The organism is Enterobacter sp. 3U4, from assembly GCF_057224565.1.
This window is the reverse complement of the sequence record NZ_CP136665.1, coordinates 3,486,695-3,502,439: the sequence shown is the minus strand read 5'-3', so window position 1 is coordinate 3,502,439 and position 15,745 is coordinate 3,486,695. Positions and strand designations below refer to the sequence as shown.

The 15,745-nt window shown below is 57.5% G+C and carries 11 protein-coding genes; 4 read left to right on the top strand and 7 right to left on the bottom strand.

Translation table 11 applies throughout. The features are described from left to right. Positions 1 to 225 precede the first annotated feature (225 nt). A complete protein-coding gene (locus RVY89_RS16720; protein ID WP_008501430.1) occupies positions 226 to 432 on the top strand; it encodes a DUF1107 domain-containing protein in 207 nt (68 codons plus the stop codon). Between the two features lie 77 nt (positions 433 to 509). Here RVY89_RS16720 and paeA read toward each other — a convergent pair whose 3' ends face one another. The 6 genes from paeA to RVY89_RS16690 form a co-directional block, all read right to left on the bottom strand. After that, on the bottom strand, positions 510 to 1,847 hold the full coding sequence (gene paeA, locus RVY89_RS16715) for a polyamine export protein PaeA (protein ID WP_023310162.1): 1,338 nt from the start codon (positions 1,845 to 1,847) through the stop codon (positions 510 to 512). A 194-nt stretch (positions 1,848 to 2,041) separates the two neighbouring features. Continuing rightward, entirely contained in the window at positions 2,042 to 3,589 is a 1,548-nt protein-coding gene (locus RVY89_RS16710; protein WP_484825930.1) for an MFS transporter, read from the bottom strand. 79 nt (positions 3,590 to 3,668) lie between these two features. Next, complete coding sequence (locus tag RVY89_RS16705) at positions 3,669 to 4,691, bottom strand: Gfo/Idh/MocA family protein (protein WP_484825929.1); 1,023 nt, start codon at positions 4,689 to 4,691, stop codon at positions 3,669 to 3,671. 12 nt (positions 4,692 to 4,703) lie between these two features. Then, positions 4,704 to 5,771, bottom strand: a complete 1,068-nt coding sequence (locus tag RVY89_RS16700; protein WP_484825928.1) for a Gfo/Idh/MocA family protein — start codon at positions 5,769 to 5,771, stop codon at positions 4,704 to 4,706. An 11-nt stretch (positions 5,772 to 5,782) separates the two neighbouring features. Continuing rightward, the gene (locus tag RVY89_RS16695) at positions 5,783 to 6,952 is read right to left on the bottom strand and encodes a Gfo/Idh/MocA family protein (RefSeq protein WP_484825927.1); all 1,170 of its coding nucleotides are present in this window, start codon (positions 6,950 to 6,952) and stop codon (positions 5,783 to 5,785) included. Between the two features lie 16 nt (positions 6,953 to 6,968). Then, entirely contained in the window at positions 6,969 to 8,120 is a 1,152-nt protein-coding gene (locus RVY89_RS16690; protein WP_484825926.1) for a Gfo/Idh/MocA family protein, read from the bottom strand. Positions 8,121 to 8,312: 192 nt separating this feature from the next. On the opposite strand from RVY89_RS16690, the gene RVY89_RS16685 reads away from it, so the two are divergent. Next, the gene (locus RVY89_RS16685; RefSeq protein ID WP_484825925.1) at positions 8,313 to 9,371 is read left to right on the top strand and encodes a LacI family DNA-binding transcriptional regulator; all 1,059 of its coding nucleotides are present in this window, start codon (positions 8,313 to 8,315) and stop codon (positions 9,369 to 9,371) included. On the opposite strand, the gene msrA is transcribed toward RVY89_RS16685, so the two are convergent. Then, positions 9,372 to 10,013, bottom strand: coding sequence for a peptide-methionine (S)-S-oxide reductase MsrA (msrA, locus tag RVY89_RS16680; RefSeq protein ID WP_045908042.1), 642 nt, complete (start codon positions 10,011 to 10,013; stop codon positions 9,372 to 9,374). It lies immediately after the preceding gene. A 224-nt stretch (positions 10,014 to 10,237) separates the two neighbouring features. On the opposite strand from msrA, the gene tamA reads away from it, so the two are divergent. Together tamA and tamB are read left to right on the top strand one after the other, a co-directional pair. Further along, entirely contained in the window at positions 10,238 to 11,971 is a 1,734-nt protein-coding gene (gene tamA, locus RVY89_RS16675; protein ID WP_484825924.1) for an autotransporter assembly complex protein TamA, read from the top strand. Continuing rightward, positions 11,968 to 15,744 carry an autotransporter assembly complex protein TamB gene (gene tamB, locus RVY89_RS16670; protein WP_484825923.1) on the top strand — a complete coding sequence of 1,259 codons (3,777 nt, stop codon included), beginning with the start codon at positions 11,968 to 11,970 and terminating at the stop codon, positions 15,742 to 15,744. The genes tamA and tamB overlap by 4 nt, the downstream gene beginning before the upstream one ends. Position 15,745: the final 1 nt, after the last annotated feature.

The following is a 15,745-nucleotide window of genomic DNA, read 5'->3' as shown; positions in this document are numbered from 1 at the left end:
TGCGGGCGAACGCACATATCCATGAAAAAACGACGGCTTATACTGCGCTCAGTCACGCTTTGCAAAGATTATTCTGAATAATTGTAATCAAACGGTAAATAAACTTATGCACACTGGGTAACACCGTAGTTCTGGTCTATAGTCATTGGGCATTAAAATTTGCGCTCAGGACAGTCGGGCCGATTGTGGCACCGCAAGAGCGTATGATTCGCAGGAGATACAAGAATGAAAATTTTCCAACGCTACAACCCGCTTCAGGTGGCGAAGTACGTGAAGATCCTGTTCCGTGGACGGTTGTACATCAAGGATGTTGGCGCTTTTGAGTTTGATAAGGGCAAAATCCTTGTCCCAAAAGTGAAGGACAAACAGCACCTGTCTGTGATGTCCGAAGTCAACCGTCAGGTTATGCGTCTGCAAACTGAGATGGCTTAACCAACGTGCTATGCAGTAGCAGTAGATAAAAAGACGGCTCCCGATGGGAGCCGTTGATGTTTGTGGGGGCAGGAACCTTACGCCGACACCTTCTCTTCCGCATCCGGCAGCTTTGGCACCAGAACGGTCGGTTTGTTGTCGATACGCGTCACCAGCAGCTGGTCGATGCGGTAGTTATCAATATCCACCACCTCAAACTTGTAGCCGGAAAACTTCACCGAGTCGGTGCGCTTCGGGATTTTACGCAGCATAAACATCATAAAGCCGCCAATGGTCTCGTAGTTTCCGGACTGCGGGAACTCGTCGATATCCAGCACGCGCATCACGTCTTCAATCGGCGTGCCGCCATCAATCAGCCATGAATTATCGTCACGCTGAACAATCTGCTCTTCCAGCCCCTGGCCTACCAGGTCGCCCATCAGCGTGGTCATGACGTCGTTGAGGGTGATAATACCCACCACCAGCGCGTATTCGTTCATGATCACCGCGAAGTCTTCCCCGGCGGTTTTGAAACTTTCCAGCGCTTCCGAGAGCGTAAGGGTGTCCGGCACAATCAGGGTATTGCGGATCTGCACGCCGCTGTTGAGCGCCAGGCTCTGGTTCGCCAGCACGCGGTTCAGCAGGTCTTTGGAGTCGACGTAACCGATGATGTGATCGATATCCTCATTACAAACCAGGAACTTGGAGTGCGGATGCTGCGCCACTTTGTTTTTCAGGCTCTGCTCATCTTCATGTAAATCGAACCAGATAATGCTTTCGCGGCCGGTCATGGAAGAGGGCACGGTACGGGATTCCAGTTCGAATACGTTCTCAATCAGCTCATGTTCCTGCTTTCGCAGCACCCCGGCCAGCGCGCCGGCTTCCACGACCGCATATATATCGTCAGAGGTGATGTCGTCTTTACGCACCATCGGCAGCTTAAAGATGCGGAAAATCACGTTCGCCAGGCCGTTGAAGAACCACACCAGCGGACGAAACACGTACAGACAGAAGCGCATCGGGTTGATGATACGCAAAGCCACAGCTTCTGGCGCAATCATACCGATGCGTTTCGGGGTCAGGTCTGCAAAGAGAATGAACAGGCCGGTCACCAGCGAGAAGGAGAGGATAAAGCTCAGCTGTTCGGCCAGCTCAACGGACATGTACTTAACAAACAGGCTATAAAACGCCGGGGAAAACGCCGCATCACCCACGATACCGCCGAGAATGGCGACCGCGTTGAGGCCAATCTGCACCACGGTGAAGAACATGCCGGGGTTTTCCTGCATTTTCAGGATGCGGGTGGCATTGATGTTGCCTTCATCGGCAAGCAGCTTCAGTTTGATTTTACGGGACGCGGCCAGCGAGATCTCAGATATCGAGAAAAATGCACTGACGGCAATCAGACAAAGTATTACTAAAATACTGTTTAACATAGTTTATCCGGCTTCTCGCCAGATCCTCAGAAGGGGAGTTGATACCATTTGTGTGGAAACACATTGAACATCCGCTCGTAGCGTTGAGCCGATTATTTCAGCGGGTAGTATAGCGTAAAGAGATGTAAATCTGCCAGAGGTCACATTTTTGGCATAAAACAGACCGGACAGCGGGCGCTGTCCGGTACATCGCGTTATTTCACGGCAGACAGGCGGACATCGCCCACTGCCCGACGGGTGGCATCGCCTCCCCATACCTGATCGTATTCATAGCCCGTGAGCTGCTTGATCACCACGCGGGTACTGGCGTCGCAGTCGCGGTAATCGCCACCCAGCTTACGGCGCGCAATCTCCTTGAGGAGCAGCTTGTGCGTCTCACGGGTGAGCTTGAACCTGTAGGTGGTGAAGAAGCTTACCGCCAGCAGGGCTGCCGTTGCGAAGATCATCAGGCCGATAATCGCCCCCAGCGCGCTTTCAGGCTGCGCACCGCTGCCCTTCACGAAACCGGATTCCTGCAGCACCAGACCAATAATCATGATGGCAATCGCCACGGTGCTCTTGCGGGTCAGAACCATCACCCCGGCAAAAATCCCTTCGCGGCGCTGCTGAGTCACCATCTCGTCAATATCCGGAATGAAGCTGTAGATATTCCACGGAATATAGTAGAGGCCAGAGCGGGCGGCACCGAGCAGAATAAAGACCGCGGAGAACAGCAGCGTCGGTACCTGCGTTTTAGTGAGATAGACCGTAAACAGGAAGGCCAGTACCAGAAAGATACAGCCGTAGGAGAGCCGCAGGGCGGCAGACGGCGTGACGTTCAGCCGGTTCAGCAACAGCATAAATCCATAGGTGCCGGGTACCGAGGCGAAGGCCGCAATGCTCAGCCAGCCGGAAACCGCAGCCGCATCCTGGATCAGACAGTACACGACATAATAGGTAAAGACCGAACCGAATACGTCCATCGCCGTGAACGAAAAGATATAAATAATAATGTGCAGGCGGAACGCGCGGATGCGGAAGGAGGAAAAGAGATCCAGCACCAGATATTTCAGGTGATTCAGTAGCCCGCCGCTGCGCTGGTTGTCCACTTTAAAACTGGATTCCTGCTGCACATCCTTCGCTTCCCAGGTGGTGTACCAGGTAATAAATACCGCAAGGCAGAACACGCAGGAAAATATCAGTCCGGTGAGAGTATAGGTAAAGGGATTATCTTTACCCGTGAACTGCATAATCACTCCGGGAACGGAAACCGCAAGAAAACCGCCCAGCTGGGAGCAGATCATCCGCACGCCGGACAGGCGGCTACGCTCTTCATACCGGTTCGTCATCTCAGCCGCCAGGGTCTCCCAGGGGACCAGCACCATCGCCGACAGCAGCTCAATAGAGAGGTAAGTGCCCAGGTAGTACCAGTAACCCATGTCCGTCATCCACAGCAGGGCATACAAAAACATGAGCGGTGAGCTGAGTAATAAAAAGAAGCGGCGACGACCAAATTTACGCCCGAGCCAGGTATCCCCGAAGTTATCGGTGATGTAGCCCATAATCGGGCTTAATAGCGCATCAATCACGCGGGCAATGGCGAATATAGATCCCGCTTCAATGACTGAGAGCCCGCAATAGGTGGTGTAAAAAAATAACAGCCAGGTGCCGATAATGGTAAACGCACCCCCGCCAAAAAGATCGGTTACGCCGTAGCCGAGCGCCACGCCATAACCCACTCTACGTTCAGTTGGTTTGACCATAATAATATCCAGTGTAGGGTAATGATTAACCCGTTTTTCCGGGTCGTTTTTTATTGAGTGCTGGAATACAAATTACGTTCTAGTTATTGATATCTATCCATTGTCTTAATTGAGACGAGCGGTAAATAGCCTCCACAAGGGTCAGTGAATGTCCGGCTTCACGGATGTTGGTGTAATCCGTATGCCCCGGGTGGGTGATTGCGTGATAAAACCGGCGGATCGCCTGCTCGTGCCCCAGGCCCCAGTAGCTTTTGACCGAGCCATCGGGAGAGTCATCGCTGTCCAGCCTGAGGCGCTCGCCGCGGGCGATGCACCAGAGCACGTTGTTATGCAGCAGCAGCGATCCCTGTTCGCAGTGGATCTCCATCAGAAGCGGGGAATCGGTGGTATTGCAGTTGCTGGCGTAAAACAGGCCGCGCGCGCCGTTGGCAAAGTGCAGCGTGGCCATTGCGCTGTCTTCCCCTTCGGTCACATCCGCCAGCTCGCCGCTGTCCACCACGCCTTTCACGCGCGTTACGCCGCCGGCGAACCACTGCATCAGGTCGAGGGTATGAATGGCCTGGTTGATCAGCAGGCTGCCACCCTCCGTTGCCAGCCGCCCGCGCCACGGGCTTTCGGTGTAGTACGCGCCCGAGCGTGACCACGTCAGCACGGCCTTAATGCTGAGCATTTTTCCCAGCTCGCCGTCCTCCAGTATCCGGCGTATGCGCAGGCTGGTGGGGTTGAGGCGGTTCTGGTAGCACACGCCGAGCAGACCCGACGCCTGTTCGGCGGCGCGGGTGATGTCCACGAGTTCGCTGCTGTTCATGCCCACCGGTTTTTCGCTGAAAACATGCTTCCCGGCGGCGAGCGCCGCCAGGATCATGCTTTTATGCTCGAAATGCGGCGTGCAGATGTGGACCACGTCGATGGCATCATCCAGCAGCATTTCCCGGTAATCCTGATAGAAGCGGCACTGATAGCGCATTGCCAGCTCCAGCCCTTTAACGCTGTCGATGTCGACTAGCGCGCGTAGCGCGACGTTGGGGAGCAGGCGCAACGCATTCACATGGCAGCCGTGGATCGCTCCGGCACCGATAACCGCCGTGTTCAGGATCGTCATTGTCGCCTCCCGTTATTCCGTCGCGTTGGCCAGCATCTGGGCCTTCACGCAGAGCTCGGCCGCTTTGAAGGCGTGCGCCTGCGTCATAGCGTTTTCGGTACGATGCAGACAGTCGAGGATCAGTTCGCCAAAGAACGGGAACCCGACCTGTCCGGCGACCGGATAGCGGAATTCCCCCTCTTTATTGACGAGATAAACCACGTCCTGCTCGCCGCGGGTGAGATCGACATATTTGCGGATCTCGATATACCCGTCGGTGCCGAGCAGCGTCAGACGTCCATCGCCCCAGGTTGAGAGTCCGTCGGGGGTGAACCAGTCGCAGCGGAAATAACCGCTGGCGCCGTTTTCGCCCCTGATTGTTGCGTCACCGAAATCTTCAAATGCCGGATGCTGCGGATGGTTGAAATTGCGCGCCTGACTGGCGACCACGGTGGCGTTACGGTTGCCCGTGTAAAACAGAAATTGCTCAATCTGGTGGCTGCCGATGTCGCACAGAATGCCGCCGAAGTAGCGACGATCGTAGAACCAGTCCGGGCGGCCGGTCCCTTCCCGGTGCGGACCTGTCCCCAGGGTTTGGACGACGCGGCCAATGGCCCCCTGCTGCACCAGCTGTCCGGCAAACACCGCGCTCTCCACGTGCAGACGTTCGCTGTAGTACACGGCGTATTTCCGGCCGGTTTTCTCGACCATCGCTTTGGCATCCGCCAGCTGTTCAAGGGTGGTGAGCGGGGCTTTATCCGTGAAGTAGTCCTTGCCTGCGGCCATTGCTTTCAGCCCCAGCGCGCAGCGTTCGGACGGGATGGCCGCACCGGCCACCAGACGCACTTCGTCGTCGTTGAGTATCACCTCCAGCGACTCCGCCACTTTTACCTGCGGGTATTGCTGGATGAATTTATCCACTTTGGCCGGATCGGGGTCGTACACCCACTTCAGGGTGGCTCCGGCTTCAATCAGGCCGTTACTCATGCCGTAGATATGCCCGTGGTCGAGCGCGGCGGCGGCAAAAACAAACTCCCCCTCGCGGACAACCGGCTGGGGTTTACCCACCGGCGCGTAGTTCATTCCGTCATTTTTGTTCATGGTGTCACTCCTTAATCCAGGTCTTTGCCAAGGGGAATCGCACCCACTTCGCTGAAGTTGGCGACGCTTGCGGATTTTTCATAAAAACGGGGAGCGAGGGCGCTCGTCCCGCCGGTACGGTAAAACGGGTCGTCGCGGCCAATGGGCAATGAGACGACACCGCGAGTAATGGCCGATTTATAAATGGCGGTAATGAGCTCCAGCGAGCGTTTGCCCTGCAGGCCATCCACTAACGGTGCCGTGCCGTGCTCGATGGCAGAAAGCAGGTCATTAATCTGTCCGGCGTGCAGCGCCCACTCAAGCTTCGGCGTCTGCTGAAACACCGCGTCGAGCTGCGCTTCTCGCGTCAGATCGTTAGTCTCCTGCGGGAAGCCGTTATCGGCGCTGACGCTGGCAAAGGCCTGCCACGGCGCGGAGATGCGCGCTTTCTCACCCTGGATAATGATTTTCTGATCTTCCCCGTGGTGCACGACCGAGGCGGTAAGCTGGGTGAGCGCACCGCTGGGGTATTTGAAGATCGCGGCGCTGAGGTCTTCGACTTCAGCGTTGTCGTGCGCCACGTTGGTCATCATCGCCACCACCTCGGAGGGGAACCCCAGCATCCACTGAATGGCGTCGATGTGGTGAACCGCGTGGTTAAGCGTGCAGCCGCCGCCCTCTTTTTCCCAGGTGCCGCGCCACCACAGATCGTAGTAGCTGTGTCCGCGCCACCAGAAGGAGTCCACCTGAGCGTGGCAAACCTTGCCCGTGAGCTCCGAATCCAGCGCGGCTTTTAAGCGCCAGAAGGCATCGGTAAAGCGGTTTTGGGCAATGATGGAGAGCGTTTTGCCGCTGGCCTTTTGTGCGGCGATCATCGCGTCGCACTCCTCCAGCGAGGCGGCCATCGGTTTTTCGCACAGCACGTGGCAGCCCGCGTTCAGGGCATCAATGCCGATCTCTGCGTGGACGTAGGGCGGCGTGCAGACGTCGACGATATCGATATCCGGTTCTGAGGCCAGCATCTGCTGGTGGCTGTCATACACGCGGGCGTCCGTCAGGCCGTAGCGCGTTTTTTTCTCGTGGGCTTTTTCGGGGTAGATATCCACCAGCGCCACGATCCGGCAGCGCTGGCCAAACTGCAAATAGCCCTGAATATGGTTATGCGAGATATTCCCTGTTCCCACGATAGCGACATTTAACATCGTTTTTTCTCCGGAGTTACCAGGTGCCAGAGGCGTCCAGCGTGACGCTAGCTGTCTCTTTAGCCACTGAGGTGCTGATGCGCTGTTGGAGCAGGCGCAGATACTGTTTTTCGTTGAGCGGGAACTCGACCCAGTCGTCCGTCCAGGTGGAGAGGTGCATAGCGTTGGAGAGCGTCAACCCGCGGATCCCTTCCAGACCCGGCGCAATGAGCGGCTCGCCGCGCAGGATGGCGGCACAGAAGTTGGCGGTAATGACGTGGTGTTCGCTGCATTCCGGAGCCACGGGAAGCGTGACCTCCCAGCATTCGGGTTCACCAAAACCGTTTTGCCAGCGGGCGTTGAAGGCGGTTTCTGATTCACGCAGTCGCCAGTAGCGCAGCTTGCCCTCTTCGACGACCACCTTGCCGCGATCGCCGACGATTTCCAGCCGGTTGGTGCCCGGCGTTTCCGCCACGGTGGTGATAAACACGCCCGTCGCGCCGTTGGCATACTCGGCGTAGGCGGTGACCTCGTCTTCCACTTCGATCTCACGATGTTTGCCGAACTGGCAGAACGCGCGCAGACGGACCGGCATCCCGACCAGCCACTGCCAGAGATCGAGCTGGTGCGGGTCCTGGTTGAGCAACACGCCGCCGCCTTCTCCTTTCCAGGTGGCTCGCCAGCCGCCGGAGTTGTAATAGCTCTGCGAGCGATACCAGTTGGTGATGATCCAGTTGGAGCGGCGGATCTCACCCAGCTCGCCGCTGTCGATCAGATCTTTCACCTTCTGGTAGAGCGGGTTCGGGCGCTGGTTGTACATGATGCCGAACACCACATCGCACGCCTGGGCGCAGGCGTTCATCTCCTGCACCTGGGCGGTATACACGCCCGCCGGTTTTTCACACAGGGTGTGGATGCCGTTGCGCATCGCCAGCATCGACAGGCGCGGATGCTCGTAGTGCGGCGTGGCGACAATCACCGCGTCGATAAGCCCGCTCTGGAGCATCTCCTGCGCGTCGCTGAACACGGGGAGGGGGCCGACCAGCTGGCGAATGGCCGGATGCTTTTCCGGTGCATTATCACAAACTGCGGCAAGGCAGGCGTCGCTGACCTTACCCGCCAGTAAATAACGCGCGTGGACCGTACCGATATTCCCTATTCCAATAATGCCAAAACGTACCTTCTCCATGTCACACCTTAATTTCAGTTGAAATGAGTGATGACCGGAAAATAGGAAAGGGGAGCGATAGCGACAATGTGTTTTTGTGAGAATACTCGCAAGGTGATGAAGTAATCTCCAGACGTTTTGACATTTGGTTTTAAAATCAAAGGACTGTTTCTGCAAATATTTGCAAAAACTGAATGAGAGCGAGGTCACACTATGCCGGGCAAGTTAAAAATGGAGGAAATTGCTACCCTGACGGGCTATTCCGTCAGCACGGTTTCGCGGGTATTAAGCGGCAAGTCGTATACCAGCGAAAAAGCCCGGGAGGCGATCGTTCGCACCGCGCGGGAGCTCGGTGTGCTGGAGTCTATGGCGAGCGGAAGACTGTTAATTAACGGTATCGCTGTTTTTGCACCGGAGAGAACCTTTCAGGGACGCGGGGATATTTTTTATCTGGAAGTGACGAAAGGAATTGCTGAAGCCTGCGCGCGGCATAATGTGTGGGTCACGTGCTGTGGTTTAGAAGAGCAGCACGCCGATGTGAAAGTCTTTCTGGAAAAGGCCAGTCATAAGAATATTAACGCGATTATTATTATTGGCACTGATGATTCCACCATATTTAAACTGGCAAGCACGCTGAATAAGCCCTGCGTGTTGATTAATTCCGTTGACCGGGATCGGGTGCTGGATTCCGTGTCACCCGACCACCGGGCGATCGGCTTCACCGCCATGCAGTACCTTTTCGAGCAGGGGCATCGCCGCGTGCTCACGCTCACCTGCCTGCGTCGGGATACGTTGTACGCGCGTCTGGACGGCATCAAAGAGGCGTACCGTCATTTTCACGTCGCCTTTGACCCGCAGCGCGATTTGCTCGTGACGGAGTGGTTCACCGCAGAAGAGGCCGAGCATGCGCTGGATGCGTGGTTAGTGAATCATGACCGCTCGCAGTGGCCGGAGGTGATTTTCCCCAACAGTACCAGCATGACGGAAGGGGTGGTGAGGGCGTTAACGCGGCACGGGCTGCGCATTCCGGAAGACATTTCGCTCATCACGACCGATTTTGCATGGAATTTAGCGCACCGTCTGGAAAAACCGGTCACCGGCGTCACGGTGCCCTGCCGCGAGCTGGGGATTGAGGCCGTACATCTGCTGCAAACGCGGCTTAACCGACCGCAGGCACCGGTCTTTAACCTGCTGCTGCAGGGCAAAGTGATGGATTACAGTTCGGTCAGTAACGCCACGCGCCACGCGGCTCGCGTGGCGCTGGATCGGTGATCAGGCCAGCTGTGGCGGCAGGCAAACGCCGATGCCCCCGATGCCGCAGTAGCCGTACGGGTTTTTATGCAGATACTGCTGGTGGTCGTCCTCGGCATAGTAGAACGGTTTCGCGGTGGCGATTTCCGTCGTTACCTCGCGCGTATCGCCCGCTTCACGCATGGCCTGCTGGAAACGCTCAAGGCTGGCGCGCGCGGCGGCATCCTGCTCAGGCGTGAGCGGATAAATGGCCGAGCGGTACTGGGTGCCGTGGTCGTTGCCCTGACGCATGCCCTGCGCCGGGTCGTGGTTTTCCCAGAAGACCTGCAGGAGCTGTTCGTAGCTGATTACCGCAGGGTCGTACACCACGCGTACCGCTTCCGCATGCCCGGTTTCGCCGGAGCAGACTTCGCGATAGGTAGGATTCGGCGTGTAACCGCCCGTGTAGCCGGCCGCCGTGCTGTAAACGCCGGGCAGCTGCCAGAAGAGGCGCTCAACGCCCCAGAAACAGCCCATAGCGAACAGGGCGATTTCCATGCCATCCGGCACGTTGGTCATGGAATGGCCATTGACGGCGTGTAAGGTCGCCACAGGCATAGGGGTGTTGCGTCCCGGTAATGCATCGGTTTGTGAAACCAGATGCTTTTTGTCGAATAAACTCACGATGGGGCCTCCCGGGGTGCGATGTTTCAGTTAAGGTTGTCACGAAGCGTTTAATTGAACACAATAAATGCGCTGAATGAGTCTAGATTTAATCATAAGAAATATTTGGGTGTTACACCCATTTTCAACCCGCGATTCGGGTTTTTGGCCAACAGGCCGTATTTTGCCGCGGAGCGGCACTTCATTTGCTTCCAGGGTGGAAACAGGGATATTCAGGAGAAAACGTGACAAAAATCCGCCAGTTATGTTTGGTCAGTGTGTTGCTGACAAGCGGGATTGCCAGCGCGGCGAATGTCCGTTTGCAGGTTGAGGGGTTATCCGGGGCGCTGGAAAAAAACGTGCGTGCGCAGCTATCGACCATCCAGAGTGATGAGGTGACGCCGGACCGGCGTTTTCGCGCGCGCGTCGATGACGCCATCCGTGAAGGTCTAAAAGCGCTTGGGTATTACGAACCCACCATTGATTTCGATCTCCGTCCGCCGCCAAAGAAGGGGCGCCAGGTCCTTATTGCCCGCGTTTCGCCGGGCGAACCGGTGCTGATTGGCGGTACGAACGTCATCCTGCGCGGCGGGGCGCGTACCGACCGGGATTACCTGGACCTGCTCAGCACGCGGCCGAAAGTCGGAACCGTGCTTAACCACGGCGACTACGACCATTTCAAAAAAGAGCTGACCAGCGTTTCCCTGCGTAAGGGCTACTTCGACAGCCAGTTCAATAAAAGCCAGCTGGGCATTGCGCTTGAACGACGTCAGGCCTTCTGGGATATCGACTACGACAGCGGGGAACGCTACCGCTTTGGCGATGTGACGTTTGAAGGTTCGCAAATTCGCGAAGAGTACCTGCAAAACCTCGTGCCGTTCAAAAAAGGGGATTACTACCAGTCGAGGGACCTGGCGGAACTGAACCGTCGTCTTTCCGCTACCGGCTGGTTTAACTCCGTGGTTGTCGCGCCGGAATTTGATAAGTCTCGCAAAACCAAGGTGTTGCCGCTGCATGGCGTTGTCTCGCCGCGCACCGAGAACACCATTGAGACCGGTGTTGGCTACTCGACGGATGTCGGACCACGCGTGAAAACCTCGTGGAAAAAACCGTGGATGAACTCGTACGGCCACAGCCTGACCACCAGCCTGAGCCTCTCTGCGCCCGAGCAGCAGCTGGATTTCAGCTACAAAATGCCGCTGCTGAAAAATCCGCTTGAGCAATATTACCTTCTGCAGGGCGGTTTTAAGCGCACCGATTTGAACGACACCAAGCAGGACTCTACGACGCTTGCCGTCTCCCGCTTCTGGGATCTCTCCAGCGGCTGGCAGCGCGCCATTAACCTGCGCTGGAGCCTGGACCACTTTACCCAGGCCAACGTCACCAATACCACCATGCTGCTTTATCCGGGCGTGATGATCAGCCGCACCCGCTCGCGCGGGGGCCTGATGCCGACCTGGGGCGACTCGCAGCGCTACTCCATCGATTATTCCAACTCTGCCTGGGGCTCCGACGTAGACTTCTCCGTCATACAGGCGCAAAACGTCTGGATCCGCACGCTGTACGACAAACACCGCTTTGTGATGCGCGGCAATCTCGGCTGGATTGAAACGGGAGACTTCGAGCGCGTTCCGCCGGATCTGCGCTTCTTCGCCGGGGGCGACCGCAGCATTCGTGGGTATAAGTACAAATCGATCTCACCTGAGAACGAAAAGGGCCAGCTGACCGGTGCGTCAAAACTGGCGACGGGATCGCTGGAGTATCAGTACAACGTCAGCGGAAAGTGGTGGGGCGCCATGTTTGTTGACGGCGGTGAAGCGGTGAACGATATCCGTCGCAGCGACTTCAAAACGGGCGCGGGCGTGGGCGTACGCTGGCAGTCACCCGTCGGGCCCATCAAGCTCGACTTCGCCGTGCCTGTCGGCGACAAAGATGAACACGGATTACAGTTTTACATCGGTCTGGGGCCTGAATTATGAGTTTATGGAAGAAAATAAGCCTCGGGGTGCTGATTTTTATCGTGCTGCTGCTCGGTACGGTAGCGTTTCTGGTGGGAACGACGACCGGGTTGCATCTGCTGTTTAACGCTGCGAACCGCTGGGTGCCTGGGCTGGAGATTGGTCAGGTAACGGGCGGCTGGCGCGATCTGCGTCTGAAGAACATCCGCTACGAGCAGCCGGGCGTGGCGGTGAACGCCGGAGAGTTTCATCTCGCGGTGAAGCTGGGCTGTCTGCGTGACAGCAAGCTCTGCGTCAACGATCTGTCGCTTAAAGACGTTAACGTGGCGATAGATTCGAAAAAAATGCCGAAGTCTGCACCGGTCGAGGAAGAGGACAGCGGCCCGCTGAATCTCTCCACGCCGTACCCGATCGCGCTCTATCGGGTGGCGCTCGATAACGTCAATATCAAAATCGACGACACCACCGTGTCCGTGATGGATTTCACCTCCGGCCTGCGCTGGCAGGAGAAAAACCTCACCCTGACGCCAACGTCGCTGCAGGGCTTGCTGATCGCGCTGCCGAAAGTGGCCGACGTGGCGCAGGAAGAGATCGTCGAGCCGAAGATCCAGAACCCGCAGCCGGAAGAAAAGCCGCTGGGCGAAACGCTGAAAGATCTCTTCTCGAAGCCTGTGCTGCCGGAAATGACCGACGTTCATCTGCCGCTGAACCTTAACATTGAGGAGTTCAAAGGCGAGCAGCTGCGCCTGACCGGCGATACCGATCTGACGGTCTACACAATGCTGCTGAAAGTCAGCAGCATTGACGGCAACATGAAGCTCGACGCGCTGGATATCGACACCAACCAGGGCTCGGTGAATGCGTCAGGGAATGCCCTGCTGCGCGATAACTGGCCGGTGGATATCACCCTCAACAGCGCGCTTAACATCGATCCGCTGAAAGGCGAAAAGGTGAAGGTCAAAGTGGGCGGAGCGCTGCGCGATAAGCTGGATGTCGGCGTGAACCTTTCCGGACCGGTGGATATGGCCCTGCGTGCGCAAACCCAGCTGGCGGAAGCCGGGCTGCCGATCAATCTTGAGGTTGTCAGCAAGCAGCTTTCCTGGCCGTTCACCGGCGAAAAGCAGTTCCAGGCCGATGACCTGAAGCTAAAGCTGAGCGGCAAGATGACCGACTACACGCTCTCATTCCGCACCGCGGTGAAGGGGCAGGGCGTACCGCCCGCGACCATCACCCTGGATGCGAAGGGCAACGAACAGCAGGTCAACCTCGACAAGCTGACCGTCGCGGCGCTGGAGGGCAAAACCGAGCTGACCGCGCTGCTTGACTGGCAGCAGGCGATCAGCTGGCGCGGCGAGCTGAAGCTGACGGGCATTAACACCGCCAAAGAAGTGCCGGACTGGCCGTCGAAGCTGGATGGCCTGATCAAAACGCGCGGTAGCCTGTACGGCGGTACGTGGCAGATGGATGTGCCGGAAATTAAGCTCACCGGGAACGTGAAGCAGAACAAGGTTAACGTTGAAGGCTCGGTGAAAGGCAACAGCTATCTGCAGTGGGTTATCCCTGGCCTGCACGTGGCGCTGGGCCGCAACACGGCGGATATCAAAGGCGAGCTGGGGGTGAAAGATCTGAATCTGGATGCCACCATCGACGCGCCGAATCTCGATAACGCCCTGCCGGGGCTTGGCGGTACGGCGAAAGGACTTGTGAAGGTGCGCGGCACGGTAGACGCGCCGCAGCTGCTGGCGGATATCACCGCCAATAACCTGCGCTGGCAGGAACTGAGCGTTGCCCGCGTTCGCGTGGAAGGGGATGTGAAATCCACCGACCAGATCGGCGGTAACCTGAACCTGCGCGTGGAGCGCATTTCTCAGCCGGACGTGAACATCAGCCTGGTCACCCTGGACGCGAAAGGGAACGAGAAGCAGCACGACCTGCAGCTACGGGTGCAGGGCGAGCCGGTCTCCGGCCAGCTGCACCTGACCGGCAGCTTCGACCGCAAAGAGGAGCGCTGGAAAGGAACGCTGGATAACACCCGCTTCAATACGCCGGTCGGGCCGCTGGCGCTGTCGCGCTCCATCGCACTGGATTACCGCAACGCCGAGCAGAAGATCAGCATTGGGCCGCACTGCTGGACCAACCCGAATGCGGAACTGTGCGTGCCGCAGACCATCGATGCGGGCGCGGAAGGGCGCGCGCAGATCAACCTCAACCGCTTCGATCTGGCGATGCTGAAGCCGTTTATGCCGGATACCACCCAGGCCAGCGGCGTCTTCAGCGGGAAAGCCGATGTCGCCTGGGACACAACCAAAGAGGGGCTGCCGCAGGGCAGCGTCACGCTGTCCGGGCGTAACGTGAAGGTGACGCAGGAGGTGAATGACGCGCCGCTGCCGGTGGCCTTCGACACCCTGAACCTGAGCGCGGATCTGCATAACAACCGTGCGGAGCTGGGGTGGCTGATTCGCCTCACCAATAACGGTCAGCTGGACGGGCAGGTACAGATTACCGATCCGCAGGGACGGCGTAATCTGGGCGGCAACGTCAACATCCGTAACTTCAACCTGGCGATGGTGAACCCGATTTTCGCGCGCGGGGAAAAAGCCGAGGGCATGGTGAATGCCAACCTGCGCCTGGCGGGCAATGCGCAAAGCCCTCAGCTGTTCGGCCAGCTGCGCCTCAGCGGCGTGGATATTGACGGTAACTTTATGCCGTTTGACATGCAGCCCAGCCAGATCGCCATGAACTTCAACGGCATGAGCTCAACGCTGAGCGGCTCGGTGCTGACGCAGCAAGGGCAAATCAACCTGAGCGGCGACGCGGACTGGAGCCAGCTCGACAACTGGCGCGCCCGTATTGCCGCGAAGGGCAGTAAGGTGCGCATCACCGTGCCGCCGATGGTGCGCCTGGACGTCTCGCCTGATGTGGTCTTTGAGGCCACGCCAAGCCTCTTCACGCTTGATGGTCGCGTCGACGTGCCGTGGGCGCGCATCGTGGTTCACGATGTGCCGGAAAGTGCGGTCGGCGTCTCAAGTGATGAAGTTATGCTCAATGAAAATCTGAAACCTGTTGAACAGAAGAGCGCTGGCATACCGATTAATAGTAACCTTATCGTGCACGTGGGGAATAACGTGCGGTTGGATGCGTTTGGGCTGAAGGCGAGGCTCACGGGCGACCTGAAGGTGGCGCAGGATAAACAAGGTCTTGGCCTGAACGGGCAAATTAATATTCCTGAAGGACGTTTCCACGCCTATGGTCAGGATCTGATTGTCCGTAAAGGCGAGCTGCTGTTCTCCGGACCACCCGATCAACCCCTGTTGAACATCGAAGCGATTCGTAACCCGGAAGCGACGGAAGACGACGTCATAGCTGGCGTTCGCGTCACCGGTTCTGCTGACGAACCTAAGGCGGAGATCTTCTCTGACCCGGCGATGTCGCAGCAGGAAGCCCTCTCTTATCTGCTGCGTGGACAAGGTCTGGGCAGCGGTCAGAGCGACAGCGCGGCGATGACCTCCATGTTAGTGGGTCTGGGGGTTGCACAAAGTGGGCAGGTTGTGGGTAAAATCGGCGAGACGTTCGGCGTAAGCAATCTGGCGCTGGACACCGAGGGCGTGGGTGACTCCTCGCAGGTGGTGGTCAGCGGTTATGTACTGCCGGGTCTGCAGGTAAAATATGGTGTGGGGATCTTTGACTCACTGGCAACACTCACGTTACGCTATCGCCTGATGCCTAAGCTATATCTGGAAGCAGTGTCCGGCATAGACCAGGCACTTGATCTGCTCTATCAGTTTGAGTTTTAGC